Here is a 13,655-nt window from a genome sequence, read left to right on the forward strand (position 1 = left end):
TACCGCGATCTCTCGGTTCCTCCCACTGCCCTTTTTCACAGCGAAGATCGACAGGTCGGCTCGAAGCAGCAAAGCCGCCCTCGTCGACGAAGCCAACACGCAAGAGCATGTCCATGTACGCCTTTAAGAAGACCCCACCCCGGCGGTTCGCCTTCGGGCCGCTTGACCGGATCGTCCTCCGTTCCCGCGAATACCGCTGGAGTTCGTCGGACGAATTCGGCCACGTTCTAATCGCGACGCTCGCGGTTGGAGAGCCCGTCCCAGAGGGTTTCTCGCACGAGGAGCTCGAGGAGATTGCAGCCAAGGGACAGCTGCACCACGACGTCCGCTATTACGACCAAGCAAAGACGATGACGCGCCTTAAGAATGGTGGCGCTATTTCATTGTTCGACCTATCGGCGAAAGAACAGCAGAAGCTGCTCGAACGCCAGGAGATCTCCACCATCGCCGTGAAGATACATGAGTGGGACCAACTTTCGCCAGAAGCTAAGCGCAAGGCGGCCCGTGAACGGCTCGTCGTCCATCTCGCAATCTGTGGAGCAACACGCTGCGTGGCAGGCGTTCGGTTCTCTCCGACTGAGAACAAAGAGACCGCTAACGCGCTCCTGCGTATGTCAGTCAGCGACAAGGCACGGTACGCGCGAGCTGCCGGCTGCAAGTCTGACTGGCCGATGGCGGCTCGTCCGGGCAGTGTGCACACCGACACCGGCAGCGCGTGGATCGCGAACGAGTTCCGCAGTTCCGTAGCTGACTTGCGCGCGATCTACGAGACGGCGCCAGTTGGCCTTCCGCAGATGCGGAGCCACGGCGAACGCATGTTCGGCACGATCGACCGTGGTCTGCTCCCGCACTTTTCCGGACGTACGTTCGGCAGCACCGACGAGAAAGGCGATTACGATCCGGCCGCACACGCAAGCCTCTTCTCTGAAAATCTCGGCTTCGTGTTTGTAAGATACATCGTCGACAAATATCACCACACCCCGCATGGCGGGCTGAACGGGATGACGCCATACAACAAATGGCTGCAGCTCGTTGAGCGCTACGGCATTCTTCCGCCCCCGTCGTCGGATGAGTTGCGCAACGTGTTTGGCCCCCGGATCGAACGAGCCCTCGATCATCGCGGCGTCAGGGTGGCAGGCATCCACTACCAGTCGCCGCGCTTGCAGGAATATCGTCGGAAAACCGGCGATGGGCGGGTCGCCGTCAAGTTCGACCCTGAGAACCTAGGAAACGTTAGCGTCTGGGTCGACGAAGGCTGGTTAACGGTACCCGCGATGCGAGGTTCGTTCGCCGGCGTTCACTTGGATCTCTGGACCGAGGCGGTGCGCGATCTCCGCCGCCGCAACCTGGTGCAGTCCGCATTGTCGCAGCAATACGTGGACGACGCGATCAGAGCGATCTCTACCATGGGGCATCTCGCGATGGCCCGCGCCAACATCGCCGCTCCGACCGTTTCCGCAGAGGACCTTGAACGAAGCGAACGGGAGCTCCTCTACGGTTTCGATATCGTCGGACCGGACGACACCCACGACGGTGCCGTGACGGCGAACCGTGACAAGGACGGCCGCCGCGACCGCTTCGCGAATGCCGTGCCGATCCTCGATCTTCCGGCCGCCCACGATGCCACCGATACGACCATCGGCAACGAAGTTCCACCACCCGCGGCCGCCGACAAGCCGGCCGTCCGTACCCGCAAATCGAATTTGAAGTTGGAGGACTGATCCATGACCCACAAGCCCATCGACGCCATCGCCCGCCTTCGCGCTTCGCTGCCGTCAGAGTTCCGCGCCCAGTACGACACGATCGAGACTTTGCGTAAGAAATTCATCCGCACGGATCGTGAAACCGCGTTGGAAAAGGAGATGAACCTCCTCATCAACAACGCTGTTCAGTGCCGCGATCCCGACCTTCCGCCCTCGCTAGAGAACCGCATGGAAGGACGAGGACTTGCGCTCATTGGTCCGACGGGTGTCGGTAAATCGACCTCATTGAAGGACCTTTTCAAGCGTCACGCTGAGTTCTCCAGTTATCGTGAAGTGACTTCGACGTCACCGCTCCTGTGGATGTCGGCCCCTTCGCCGTGTACGTTGATCCAGCTCGGTCGGCGTATCCTCATTAAATCGGGCTATCCGCTCGAGCGCGAACTGCCGTCACATCGGCTCTTTGAGCTGGTGGGCGAGCGGCTCAACGCAATGGGAAAGATCATTCTCTGCATTGAGGAATTCCAGCACGTTGTCCATAACGTTTCTCTTAGGGATCAGCTGACAACGGCCGACTCACTCAAAAACTTGATGGAGACTGACCGGATTACGCTCATCCTAAGCGGCGTCGAGACGTTACTTCCCTTCCTTGCGCTTGATCCGCAGCTCGACCGCCGCCTGACAAAGGTCCCTTTCCGGCGACTGACACTCGCTGACTTGGACCTCATCGCTGATGTGGTTCACGCATACGTCGAAGAGGCCGGTTTACAGATCGCCTATTCGGACGGCGATGCTCTCTTTGCGCGCCTCACGCACGCATCCCTTTATGCTCTGGGGCTAACGATCGAGAATACCATTTCCGCGATCGCCTACTGCAAAGTTAAGGGCGATTCGGCTCTCACGCGCGATCACTACGCTGATGTCTACGCGGCAAAGGCGGGTAAGGGCGCGCAGGACAATCCGTTCCTCGCGGAGCGGTGGTTCGAGATCGCATGCAGAACCTCTGTTGAGGAAGCTGACGTCGCCGGACCGCCACCGGCGACGACGCGCGGCAAAGGCCGCAAGTAGACCTCAACCCATGTCGGGGGCACCTGAAGCAGGTGCCCCCGACGCTCCCAGCACTTTCCCCCTTCCAATCTGGAGCTCCCTCTATGCAGAAGCTCGCATTAACCGTCCCGGCAGGCGATGGCGAGACGCCGACAAGCTTTGCTGCTCGCCTGGCGGCAAGAAATTTCGTAAGCGCCCGGGACTTGCTCCGCGACTTCGGCCTCTCCTTTCAAGAGGTCGCAGATGGCGACGAGTGCACCATTCGGTGTCTCGCCGATATCGGCGGCGCCGAGTTCGAATGCTTGAACCAGAACTCGATCCACAAAGCTGGTATGACATTCAGCCTGAAAGGCCAGACGATCACGAAAACCGGAATTAGGCGTCGCCGCGTCCACCTGTGCCCGGTATGCATCCAAGGCGACATCGCGGCCTCAGATCTCGCGCCTGCCCTCGCCGCTTATGGTCGTTCAGAGTGGGCCATTGAGTCAGTCCGCACCTGCGCTCGGCACTCGGTCGCACTCGTCGAAGTCAGGAACGACATTCCGTCAAGCGAGCTTCATGACTTCACGCGCAACATCATGGACAGGATTCCGGATATGGATCGCTTAGCTCGGAATGTGCGGCGCCGGCCAGCGTCGGGCTTGGAAACGTACTTACTGAGCCGCATAGAGGGACGCACCACGTATCCATGGCTAGACCGCTTACCTTTTTTCGTCGCCGCGTACACGACCGAGCTATTCGGAGCGGTCTCGCAGTTTGGAAAAGGCGTCAACCTCCGTTCGCTGACTGACGATGACTTGTATCAGGCTGGAGCCGCTGGATTCGCGATCACCGCATCCGGCGCAGCTGGGGTCGATCACTTCATGACAAAGTTGAAACGCGAGCACGTTCGAAAGCACGATCGGTCGGTCGACGGCCTCCAAGCTACCTACGGCAAACTGTATGTTCCTTTTGCGCAAGGCCTAAGCGATGCTGGTTATGATCCCGTCCGAGAAGCCATGGCTGAACATATCTTGGCGCAATTTCCGCTCGGTCCCGGAGATGAACTCTTCGGCAGACCGGTCGAAACGCGTCGTTTGCATTCCATCCGCACAGCTGCGGTCGCGTACAAGATGCACTCCAAACGTCTGAGGAAGCTCATCGACGCCGAAGGTCTCATCCCAAACCCTTCGGTCAAAGACCGGGACGTGCTTTTGGACGCAGCGGTAGCAGACCGGCTGTTCGACCGCGAACGCAACGCCATTACAGCGAAGCAAGCTGAGCAGTACATCAACGCTCCTCGTGGGCTACTAAAAACCCTCTGCCATGCAGGCATGATCCCGCAGCACTCAGTCGGCAGTGCCATGAACAATGTATACTTTGAATCGGAGCTCGACGCGTTCCTTGCCAGGCTTTTTCGTAAAGCCAAAAAGGTCAAGAGCGCGGGACCCCAAGCCTGTGACATGGCAACGGCTTGTCGGCGGGCTAACTGTTCGGTCCTCGAAATCATCCGCCTCATCATCGACGACCAGATCGCCTGGGTGGGCCGCCGAGCCGACGCAAAAGGTCTAGCGGCCATTTTAGTCGATTCCGACGAAATCCGAGCTCTCACTCGACTCCCGGACCTCTGCGGTCTCATTTACCAGGATGCAATCCGAACACTCCACGTGAGCGGCACAGTGATGGCTGGCCTGGTCAGAGCCGGCGCGTTAAAAACCGTCGTCCAGCGACACCCTGTTAAGCGAAATCCTCAAGTCGTCATTCCGTTGGAAGAGATCGGGCGCTTCAAGAGTATGTATGTGTCGCTCCATCAACTCGCGCGCGAACGCGGCAAGTACATGGGCACTCTGAACCGCGAGCTTCAGGAGGCTGGCGTGCGACCGACTCCCGAACTTGACGGCGTTGGGGCCTCTTTCTTCAAGCGCAGCGATTTGCCCTCGTAGCTATTCGGCCTCATTTTGCGTCAAAATGCTCCCGCCGGCGGGAGCATTTTTTTTTGCGCGCGAACTTGTGCCGCCTCTTAGGGCATCTTTCGTGGACAGGTTTTGCCATCACTGGTGGACATTGAGGTCCTCATCCAAACTAAGAAAGCGACGAAAAATGGGGACTCTATGCACTGCTGAAGGACAACTTTTCTTGGTTTTCACAAGCGCTGACGAAAATCACAAAGGCCGCTCCGACGAGCGGCCTTTACTTTTGTAGCCCGGATGAGCGAACCGACATCCGGAACCGACACGTAACTCGCAAGATCAATCCCGCATGTCGCTTCGCTCATGCGGGCTACTCGCTCCGATCAGGTCGAAGCATGATCCTTGTCCTCCTCCAGTAGGCGCATGCACCCGGTGCATGATATCTATGCTGCCCTTAGGCCTGCCTGCTGGGTTGCCTGATTCGCCCTTTTCAAACGGCCTGCCCACCGGCATCCCATCTGGGCGACGATCAGTGGAGGTCTTGCCGCTGTTCACCCCTGATAGTAACTCGAACAGCGGTACCATAAAACCACCAAAGATACGTGTTCTTATTTTGTTCTTAAAAATTGTTTGGAAACAAAGGCTTGGGTTTTGCAAAACCTTGGCTTTGGTGTACACATGAGGAATGGCAACACCTGACCTCAATAGTGTTCGGAACCGGCGGCGGGAAATTTGGTCTCTGGTCACTTCGCTGTGCGAGGAAGACCACGAGATGTATACCGCCGAGAAGGTGCTGATGCGCCTATCGGGCGCACCGGGCAGGCCTTCCCTCCCCTTGACGTTGACGCCCGCACAGATCGGGACCGCCACGGCGGACATGAGCGCCCTGCTCAGCGCAGGCTCCTATCGCATCGCGGCTCGCCTCGCCCCCAGCGAGTTCACCGACGTCGATGTCGTCGAGGCCGAGCGCACCTTCGCCCAGGCCGAGGAGGAGGATGAGCAGGAAGACGAATGCGTCGATGAGGACGAGGACGACGGCGGCGCCGGCCTGGTCAAGCTGGTGCAGGACGTGATGGCCGGCAACGAAACGCTCGAACAGCTCACCCTACTGCTCTTCCGCAACTGCTCCGACACATGGTGGACGGCCAACGAGATCCAGGACTACCTGCAGCGCATCAAAGGCAAGGACGTGCCGATGAGCAGCATCTCGCCCATCCTGACCGCGCTGAAGAACAGCGGCGTTATCGTTCGCGAAGGTCACAACATCGCCCTCACCGAGAAGGCCCACAGCATGCGCCTGATCGTGCACAGATAGGAGGATAACTGATACGGCAGCAACGACTCACCTTTGGGTGACCCTTGCTTTTTGGTAATTTGGCTTTGTGCGACCATCGATTCGGCTGGCCCCGTCCTTTTCGTCAAAGGTTTGGGCGCTGATTCAGGCCCCAAAGGGCGGGCGGAACCATACCGTCGTCGGTGGAAAGGAGGGACCCATGTGGTCTTGTCCGTTGCACATGCCCGTCCGCGTGATCGCCTACGTGCGGTTCCGGTTCGGAAGGTGGGAGCAGGTGTGCTCGCACTGTAGGAGTCTCCCGAGCCGTTGAAGCCGGCTCAGGAGACGTTAGTCCTACCACTCGGGGCCGCCTACGGGCGGCCCCTCCCTATTTCCGGGTTGCCCCGGAAATCCGAGCCCCGACCAGGGAAAAGGTATGGCCGGCAGAAACTGAGTTTGGGATTCAATGACGGGCTCGCCAAAGCCTCGTTGGGATCGATTACCATCTGGTTAAGATGGGGCACGCCGCCACTCCCGGTGGTCTACCTGACTTATTGAGTCGTCAGTTTATTCGTACATACGTTTTGTATGACGGGTTTTTGCCCGATTCAACCCCTGTACGGGTGTTGCCAGCAGCTTTCAGGGCCTTGGTGAACGCATGGCGGCCGGATGGTCACCATGATGGTCATGCGATGGTGGCCTTGGTGACCATGCTGGTGATCGTGCTGACCATGGTGCTGGCGATTGTGGTCACGATGGTGACGCGCTGGTTGCACATCACCTGCTGGTGCAGACCATCATCGCCCTGATGTATGTATTGATGGTCGCGAGTGCAATTAATTGCAAAAGCAAGCGTAGCCCGGATGAGCGAAGCGACATCCGGGGCCAACACGCAGGTTGCAAGGCTAGTCCCGCATATCGCTTCGCTCATGCGGGCTACTTGCTACTCGCTGACGATCAAGACGCTACCGTCTACCGCGAGGCATGGGCGCGCTTTTCGAGAAGCAGCGTACGGTCGGCGATGTCCTTCAATTCGAACGCCTGGGAGTCGAGGAACGCGACGGAGCCGTTGTTGGGGTCCGCGGCGAGGCGATGGGTTTCGCTGAGATGATGCTTCAGCCAGGCGCGCTGCTCGGTCAGCAATTGCGCGTGCGCCTCGCCCATCGAGTTGGCGAGAAGGGCTTGATAGGCGGTGTTGAGCCGCGTGTCCCACTTGCCGATTTCGGTCTTGCCGCAATCGAGCATCTTGGTCGACACGCCTTCCGCCCTGTCCATGCATGCATCATAGTCGGCGCTTTGCTGCGCGCGGACCGATAACGTCCCGAGCACGAGCATGGCCGCAACAATGACAGGCCTCCGCGAAAGCATCACCACGTCCAAATCACCCTGGCTGCATCTTTCGCCAACCATCGCCGCACAAAAGCGTCCGAAATGAGATCAAGGAATTGATGCACCGGCCATCTGGCGGGGGCCTGCTCAGTAAACATAGCAAGCGTAGCCCGGATGAGCCAACGGGCCGCACAAACGCGCGCCCGATGACAGGCTCCGCGACATCCGGGGGCAGACGCGCATGTTGCAAGGCCAGTCCCGCATCTCGCTTCGCTCATGCGGGCTACCTACCACTTGCCAAGGCTATTTCGGTGCGGCCAGTCGATCGACTTCCTGTTGGAGTTTCTGGAGGTCGTAACCCGAGCCTTGCAGCATCGTGCTGTTGAAACGGACCAGCGCAGCGGTTGCAATGGCCTCCTTGATTTGCGCATCGGTCGCACCGGCGGCTTTTGCCAGCTTGGTGTGACCGTAGACGCAATAGACACACGGAATCTGTGCTGCCACACCGAGGGCAATGAGTTGCTTGGTTTTCCCGTCCAATGCTCCCTTGGGATTCATCACAGCCAGTTGTTCGTCCCAATGCGCCTTCAGTGCCTGCTCGGGAACGGTCTGCTTCAGATATTCAGGAGCCTCCTGAGCGTTGACGCCTGGTTCCGTTGCCAGGGCCAACAACAGCGCTAAACCGGCACTCGCCAATAAGGTTCTCATGACTGATCTCCCTTAAGTACAATTTGCGCGAGCAATGAAAGTCGCCGCATGCCTGTGGCTCAGAACCACAGCAGCGGCTTGCAACGACGCTGATTATACCGCAGGAAAATCCGACCGGCGAAATGGAGTTCAGGGCTGCGTTTGCACAGCAGCAATCCAGAGCATGTCCGCGTTGGGTCAAAATCCGACCATGGCGGCCAGCCTGGCCCAGGTCGCTCACCTTCCGAAGGCGGATGTTGCAGCCTTCAAAGCAAGGAAGCGTAGCCCGGATGAGCGAAGCGACATCCGGGGGCAGACGCGCATGTTGCAAGGCCAGTCCCGCATATCGCTTCGCTCATGCGGGCTACTGGCTACTGGCTACGGCGGGCACGTCGCTAGCCCGCCCTACGCGCTACAATGATGTAGAGTACCATTTGGTGCAGCTTGGAGCCGGGCAAATGAAGTTGCTCAAGTGCCGATCCCTTCTGATTGCGCTGGCCGGCCTCTTGTGGATTTCATCGTGTATGGCGGATGAACTCACGGTCGTGGTCAGCACCGTGATGGCAACATATGACAAGCAAACAGGGAAGCCGGTCGTGTACGTCATCTTCCCGCAGGCTTCGTATGAACCGCTTCTTCAATGGAGCCAGAACAATGTCGGTAAAATGGTCGAACTTCTCATCAACAGCCAAGTCGTTCATCGGACGATGTTGAAAGAGCCGTTATACGACAGAAAGCTCATCTTCAGCGACCCTGACTGGACAGACCTGGCGGAGGCAAACGCCCTTAGGCGACAATTCGTCAAGTCCCCGCATGGACAAGTTGAGCTCAGGTCGTCTTCACAATCCAATTAGCGAGCGTAGCCCGGATGAGCGAAGCGACATCCGGGGCAGATGCGCATGTTGCAAGGCCGGTCCCGCATATCGCTTCGCTCATGCGGGCTACTTGCTCCGGCATGATCCGCCGTTTCGCTGGCAATAGTCGCGGCGGGTTGCGCTTCCTCCGTCGCTCAATGAACTGCGGCGGACAAGTCGCTAACCCGCCCTACTCGCAATTCTCACGCCGCTTTCGCGGTCTTTTCCTCTGCCGGCGCGGTCTCCATCGCGCGCATGTAGAGATCGAGCAGGCTCTCACGCTCGTCGCGCTCGTCCTGGTCCTGCTTGCGCAGCTTGATGATCTCCTTGAGGATCTTCACGTCGAAACCTTCGCCCTTCGCCTCCGAGAACACTTCCTTCTTCTGCTCGCTCAATTCCCCGATTTCGGTGTCAAGGTTCTCGATCCGCTCGACGAAGGAACGAATTTTTCCGCCGGGAATGGTGATGTCGGACATGGTGCCTCCTGCTCAATGAGGTCGTGAAAATGAGAGCAAAGAGGTGACCAATGTCTTAACCGTGCGGTCGCCGCGGCGTCGGTATTGTAGGATGGGGTGAGCCTTGTAGCCCGGATGAGCGAAGCGATATCCGGGACCGGCATCGCCGGACGCACGACCGACCCCCGCATATCGCTTTGCTCATGCGGGCTACCGCTGCCGCCCTGGCCGAGAGGCAGACAGGAACGACGCGCATCGCACGCGTTCGAGTTCACGCGCGAACGCGACAACGATGCGATCGCGCCACCCCATACGAAACAAATCACTCAGCCGTCTTCAGCCACACGCAACGTGATCTGTGTCAATTCGGACGGGCGGCCGAGCCGCAAGGCAAAACCCGGCCACAGCGCGGTGCCGTTGTTGACGTAGAGCGTCATCCCGTCGACGTCATAGCGGCCCGAGACGAAGCCGGCATTGGCGCGCGCGGCCAGGCGGTCGATGCCCACGATCAATCCGCCATGGGTGTGGCCGGAGAGTTGCAGGGCGACGCCGAGCCGAGCTGCGTTGCGCGCGTCGGCCGGCTGGTGATCGAGCAGGATGACGGGCGCGCCCTCGGGGGCGCCGTCGAGAACCGCGGCAAGGTCGCGGATCGAATGCCCCCGGTGGCGCGAGGCGCGGTCGGTGATCCCCGCGATCACCAGCCGGCCGCCGCCGCGTTCGAGCACGATGTGCCGGTTCTCGAGCGAGCGCAGGCCCAACGCTTCGTAGTGCGCCATCCAGGCGTCGTAGCCGAAGATATATTCGTGATTGCCCGAGATCACGTAGACGCCGTCGGCGGCCATCAAGTCACGCAACGCCGCGATGTCGTTGCGCCGCGCATCAATGGTGCCGTCGATCAGATCGCCCGTGATCGCGATCAGATCCACACCGAGCTTGTTCGACCGCGCGACAAGCTCGCGCGCCCAGGGCGCGGGAAACAACCGGCTGATGTGCAGATCGGTCAGGTGCAGAATGGTGTAGCCGTCGAACGCGCGCGGCAGTCCAGGGATCGCGACCTCGACATCGTTCAGCGGCGGAATCCGCATCGCCTGATGGACGCCGATCGCGGCGACGATGGCCGCGACGCCGGCAATTGCGTAGCGGACGCCGTCAGGCGCGCCGACGATGCCGCCGTGGATCACAGCAGTGACGATCAGCCCGGCATCGAGCACCAGTTGCAGCAGCGCCAGCAGCATGATCGCGCCGAACGCCCAGTTGAACAGCGCGACCACCGGGCGCGGAAACTCCGGCGAGAATTCCGATCCCGACGACAGCCTGTTCCAGCGGTGAAACTGCAAGGCGACCAGCACGAGCAGCGCGGCGGCGATCTTTGCCGGCAGCGGCCAGTCGAGCGGCCAGATGAAGCGGGCCAGGATCAGGAGACTGGTCAGGCCGAAGATGAGTTGGGGAATGGGTTCGCTCCGGATCGGATCGGTGGGTTGCGCGGTCGGCGCTCGGCAAAAGGTAGGGTGGATCGGCCGCAGGCGTAAGCCGCCAGCATCAGCACATTTTCGGCAAGTTGGGCTTCGCTGAAACGTCCTCCGCGCTGGTGGTTTTGCCCTGGAGCACGGCCGGCGCCGCCATAGCCGTCCGCCACGCAGCGCCGCTGCCCTATTACGGTCACCCTGACGAGCTGTGAAGCTTTCAGCGCGGTCACTGCGAGGAGCGATAGCGACGAAGCAATCCACGCTTCCGCGCATGCCGCGCGATGGATTGCTTCGCTTCGCTCGCAATGACGCGGATAGAGCGGTGCACTCCCTCCCCGCCACCCCCGCGCAACGGCTTCGCCGTTGTCGCCGGAGGAGCGCGCCCTTGCCGCATCTCTCGAAGGGTCGACGGCCCCGTTTTGAAGCCTCGCTGGAGGTCACCTTCCCCCTTGCTGCTGCTTCGCCAGAAATAGAACTTGAACATCGCTCATTTTCCTGATTTATAATTGAACATTGTTCATTTTCATTGGAGCCGACCATGCAAACGACCTTCCGGATGGACGGATTGACCGGGTCTGACCGGCCCCGGAAGCCGTGGATGAAAGTCACCCCGGCGATCATCATGATCGGCATCATTGCGGCATTCGCGGTGCATGGACGCATCGCGCAGCCGCCCCACTACAATGATTTCGCCGACCACTCGGCTCTCCTGGGCATCCCCCACGCCGGCGACGTGCTGTCCAACGCAGGCTTCGCGCTGGTCGCGATCTGGGGCTGGCTGGCGCTCTGGCCCCACCGCCACAGCGATCCGCTCCGCGCCGGATGGCCCGGCTATCGCCTGTTCCTGATCGGCCTGTTCCTGACCGCGTTCGGCTCCGCCTTCTTTCACCTCGCCCCCGGCAATGACCGGCTGACCTGGGACATGCTGCCGATCGCGCTTGCCGGCGCGGGCCTGCTGGTCGGCGTCCGCGGCGACACGCAAGGCGGATCGAAGACGAACATCGAAGCGATCGGGCTCGGGCTTTTCGCCGCAGCGAGCGTCGCGTGGTGGGTGTACACCGACCGACACGGCGCGGGCGACCTGCGGCCGTATCTGTTGCTGCAGGTCCTGCCGCTGATCCTGATCCCGCTCTGGCAGGCGATCTATCGCGCGCCGCGCACCGAGCGCATCGCCTTCGCCGCGGCGATGGGGCTGTACGTCGTGGCCAAGATCACCGAGGTGCTCGACCATCAGATCGCCAACACGCTCGGCTTCGTCAGCGGCCACACCTTGAAGCATCTGATCGCAACGGCCGCCACCGCCGCGGTGGTCTGGGGCGTGACGCGGCGGTTCTCCGGCGGTGGCCGGAGAACGGCGGGTCACGCTTCGCTACGAGCCTCAGGCCAATCCCGTCATCCTGAGGTGCGAGCGTAGCGAGCCTCGAAGGATGCACGGCCGCCAGCCGGGCCGTCGACCCTTCGAGACGCCGCTACGCGGCTCCTCAGGGTGACGGTGACAGCATGTAGAGCGACTTGTCCAACATGACTCGAAGAGAGCCATCGCTTGCTCGCCAAGCCTCCTACGCGATCCGCACAATTTCGGAATAATGGAAATGTATCGCTGAGTTGCCCGACGGGTCAAGTCGCTTTTTTTGGATGCCGGCGGCCGCCTGCTGCTTTGCATGGGGTTGTTTTCGATATTTTGGGACGCGTAGCCCCGTAGGATGGGTGGAGCGAAGCGATACCCATCATTCGTGACCTTGGTGAGCAGGCGATGGGTTTCGCTTCGCTCTACCCATCCTACGGTATCGAGTTCGGCGGATTGACCCCCACGCGGACAGTATCCATATGCATCTGCATGAACCGGCCCCCGCGCCGTTTCGCACCCACCTGGACACAGCCAAATACCACCGGCTCCCGTCCCTAACGTTCCGGAGCCGCCGTGGCCGCCCTCTCCATTCTCGATCTCGTCCGCGTCACCGAGGAAACCGACGCGCGCGGCGCGCTCTACAATGCGCGCGATGTCGCCCGCCATGCCGAGGCGCTGGGCTATCGCCGCATCTGGGTGGCGGAGCACCACAACATGGCGGGGATTGCGAGCGCCGCGACGTCGGTCGTGATCGGGCATATCGCGGCGGGCACCAGCACCATCCGCGTCGGCGCCGGCGGCATCATGCTGCCGAACCACGCGCCTTACGTGATCGCCGAGCAGTTCGGCACGCTGGCGCGGCTGTTTCCGGACCGGATCGACCTCGGCCTCGGCCGCGCGCCGGGCACCGATCAGCTCACGTTGCGCGCGTTGCGCCGCACGCCTGAATCCGCCGAGAACTTTCCGCAGGATGTGCTCGAGGTGCAGGCCTTCCTCGCGGCGGCCGGTCCCAACCAGCGCATCCAGGCGGTGCCGGCGGCGGGCACCGACGTGCCGCTGTGGATTCTCGGTTCGAGCAATTTCGGCGCGATGCTGGCCGGCGAGCTCGGCCTGCCCTACGCCTTCGCCTCCCACTTCGCCCCCGAGCTGTTGCTTCAGGCGCTGCAGATCTATCGCGCGCGCTTCAAGCCGTCGGAGCAGCTCGCGCAGCCTTACACCATGGTCGGCGTCAACATCATCGCCGCCGACACCGATGCGGAAGCGCGGCGGCTTGCGACCACGCAGCAGATGTCGTTCACCAACATCTTCCGCGGCGCGCGCGGCCTGAGCCAGCCGCCGATCGACGACATCGAGACCTACTGGTCGCCGCAGGAAAAGCTCCAGGCGATGCGGATGCTGGAGCGCACGATCATCGGCTCGTCCGAGACGGTGCGCGCCGGGATCGATGCGCTGGTTGCCGAGACCGGCGCCGACGAGCTGATGATCGTGTCCGACGTCTACGATCACCAGAAACGGCTGCGCTCCTTCGAGCTGATCGCCCAGGCCGGCGGGATTACGGCCTGACCTTGTCGCAGCTTCGTTCCCGCTCCGACTCCATTTTGTTCGCA

Annotated in this window: 13 protein-coding genes; 7 read left to right on the forward strand and 6 right to left on the reverse strand. The window is 61.0% G+C overall.

Translation table 11 applies throughout. The annotated features are described in order from the left end of the window. The first annotated feature begins 113 nt into the window (after window positions 1-113). The 3 genes from BI327_RS10730 to BI327_RS10740 all read left to right on the forward strand — a co-directional run bounded on the left by BI327_RS10730 (window position 114) and on the right by BI327_RS10740 (window position 4,669). Window positions 114-1,721, forward strand: a complete 1,608-nt coding sequence (locus tag BI327_RS10730) for a Mu transposase C-terminal domain-containing protein (RefSeq protein WP_159450432.1) — start codon at window positions 114-116, stop codon at window positions 1,719-1,721. Between the two features lie 3 nt (window positions 1,722-1,724). Then, window positions 1,725-2,768 (forward strand): TniB family NTP-binding protein, encoded by a 1,044-nt coding sequence (locus tag BI327_RS10735; protein WP_076860217.1) that lies wholly within the window; start codon window positions 1,725-1,727, stop codon window positions 2,766-2,768. A gap of 83 nt (window positions 2,769-2,851) precedes the next feature. Continuing rightward, window positions 2,852-4,669, forward strand: a complete 1,818-nt coding sequence (locus BI327_RS10740; RefSeq protein ID WP_076860218.1) for a TniQ family protein — start codon at window positions 2,852-2,854, stop codon at window positions 4,667-4,669. 306 nt (window positions 4,670-4,975) lie between these two features. Here the strand turns inward: BI327_RS10740 and BI327_RS41575 are convergent, their stop codons facing one another. Beyond that, the gene (locus BI327_RS41575) at window positions 4,976-5,314 is read right to left on the reverse strand and encodes a DUF5681 domain-containing protein (RefSeq protein ID WP_143271578.1); all 339 of its coding nucleotides are present in this window, start codon (window positions 5,312-5,314) and stop codon (window positions 4,976-4,978) included. A gap of 94 nt (window positions 5,315-5,408) precedes the next feature. On the opposite strand from BI327_RS41575, the gene BI327_RS10745 reads away from it, so the two are divergent. Beyond that, entirely contained in the window at window positions 5,409-5,951 is a 543-nt protein-coding gene (locus tag BI327_RS10745) for a hypothetical protein (RefSeq protein WP_076860219.1), read from the forward strand. Between the two features lie 643 nt (window positions 5,952-6,594). On the opposite strand, the gene BI327_RS41580 is transcribed toward BI327_RS10745, so the two are convergent. The 3 genes from BI327_RS41580 to BI327_RS10755 form a co-directional block, all read right to left on the reverse strand. Next, window positions 6,595-6,840, reverse strand: a complete 246-nt coding sequence (locus tag BI327_RS41580) for a hypothetical protein (RefSeq protein WP_143271579.1) — start codon at window positions 6,838-6,840, stop codon at window positions 6,595-6,597. 41 nt (window positions 6,841-6,881) lie between these two features. Next, on the reverse strand, window positions 6,882-7,184 hold the full coding sequence (locus BI327_RS10750) for a lysozyme inhibitor LprI family protein (RefSeq protein WP_245334767.1): 303 nt from the start codon (window positions 7,182-7,184) through the stop codon (window positions 6,882-6,884). A 357-nt stretch (window positions 7,185-7,541) separates the two neighbouring features. Continuing rightward, the gene (locus tag BI327_RS10755; RefSeq protein ID WP_076860221.1) at window positions 7,542-7,946 is read right to left on the reverse strand and encodes a carboxymuconolactone decarboxylase family protein; all 405 of its coding nucleotides are present in this window, start codon (window positions 7,944-7,946) and stop codon (window positions 7,542-7,544) included. A 437-nt stretch (window positions 7,947-8,383) separates the two neighbouring features. Between BI327_RS10755 and BI327_RS10765 the strand changes: the two genes are divergently transcribed. After that, entirely contained in the window at window positions 8,384-8,779 is a 396-nt protein-coding gene (locus BI327_RS10765; protein WP_076860223.1) for a hypothetical protein, read from the forward strand. 203 nt (window positions 8,780-8,982) lie between these two features. Here the strand turns inward: BI327_RS10765 and BI327_RS10770 are convergent, their stop codons facing one another. Continuing rightward, the gene (locus BI327_RS10770) at window positions 8,983-9,255 is read right to left on the reverse strand and encodes a DUF2312 domain-containing protein (protein WP_076860224.1); all 273 of its coding nucleotides are present in this window, start codon (window positions 9,253-9,255) and stop codon (window positions 8,983-8,985) included. Window positions 9,256-9,560: 305 nt separating this feature from the next. Then, window positions 9,561-10,685 (reverse strand): metallophosphoesterase, encoded by a 1,125-nt coding sequence (locus BI327_RS10775; RefSeq protein WP_076860737.1) that lies wholly within the window; start codon window positions 10,683-10,685, stop codon window positions 9,561-9,563. Window positions 10,686-11,298: 613 nt separating this feature from the next. Between BI327_RS10775 and BI327_RS10780 the strand changes: the two genes are divergently transcribed. Further along, window positions 11,299-12,114 (forward strand): hypothetical protein, encoded by an 816-nt coding sequence (locus BI327_RS10780; RefSeq protein WP_076860225.1) that lies wholly within the window; start codon window positions 11,299-11,301, stop codon window positions 12,112-12,114. A 507-nt stretch (window positions 12,115-12,621) separates the two neighbouring features. Further along, the gene (locus tag BI327_RS10785; RefSeq protein WP_076860226.1) at window positions 12,622-13,611 is read left to right on the forward strand and encodes an LLM class flavin-dependent oxidoreductase; all 990 of its coding nucleotides are present in this window, start codon (window positions 12,622-12,624) and stop codon (window positions 13,609-13,611) included. Window positions 13,612-13,655 lie beyond the last annotated feature (44 nt).

Origin of the sequence: Bradyrhizobium mercantei (assembly GCF_001982635.1) — a bacterium.
GTDB lineage: Bacteria > Pseudomonadota > Alphaproteobacteria > Rhizobiales > Xanthobacteraceae > Bradyrhizobium > Bradyrhizobium mercantei.

Excerpts from the sequence above, each read along its gene's own strand:
- BI327_RS10730 (WP_159450432.1), top strand. The coding sequence starts at position 114 with ATGTACGCCTTTAAGAAGACCCCACCCCGGCGGTTCGCCTTCGGGCCG.
- BI327_RS10735 (WP_076860217.1), top strand. The coding sequence starts at position 1,725 with ATGACCCACAAGCCCATCGACGCCATCGCCCGCCTTCGCGCTTCGCTG.
- BI327_RS10745 (WP_076860219.1), top strand. The coding sequence starts at position 5,409 with ATGTATACCGCCGAGAAGGTGCTGATGCGCCTATCGGGCGCACCGGGC.
- BI327_RS10740 (WP_076860218.1), top strand. The coding sequence starts at position 2,852 with ATGCAGAAGCTCGCATTAACCGTCCCGGCAGGCGATGGCGAGACGCCG.
- BI327_RS10765 (WP_076860223.1), top strand. The coding sequence starts at position 8,384 with ATGAAGTTGCTCAAGTGCCGATCCCTTCTGATTGCGCTGGCCGGCCTC.
- BI327_RS10770 (WP_076860224.1), bottom strand. The coding sequence starts at position 9,255 with ATGTCCGACATCACCATTCCCGGCGGAAAAATTCGTTCCTTCGTCGAG.
- BI327_RS10750 (WP_245334767.1), bottom strand. The coding sequence starts at position 7,184 with ATGGACAGGGCGGAAGGCGTGTCGACCAAGATGCTCGATTGCGGCAAG.
- BI327_RS41580 (WP_143271579.1), bottom strand. The coding sequence starts at position 6,840 with ATGAGCGAAGCGATATGCGGGACTAGCCTTGCAACCTGCGTGTTGGCC.
- BI327_RS10780 (WP_076860225.1), top strand. The coding sequence starts at position 11,299 with ATGAAAGTCACCCCGGCGATCATCATGATCGGCATCATTGCGGCATTC.
- BI327_RS10755 (WP_076860221.1), bottom strand. The coding sequence starts at position 7,946 with ATGAGAACCTTATTGGCGAGTGCCGGTTTAGCGCTGTTGTTGGCCCTG.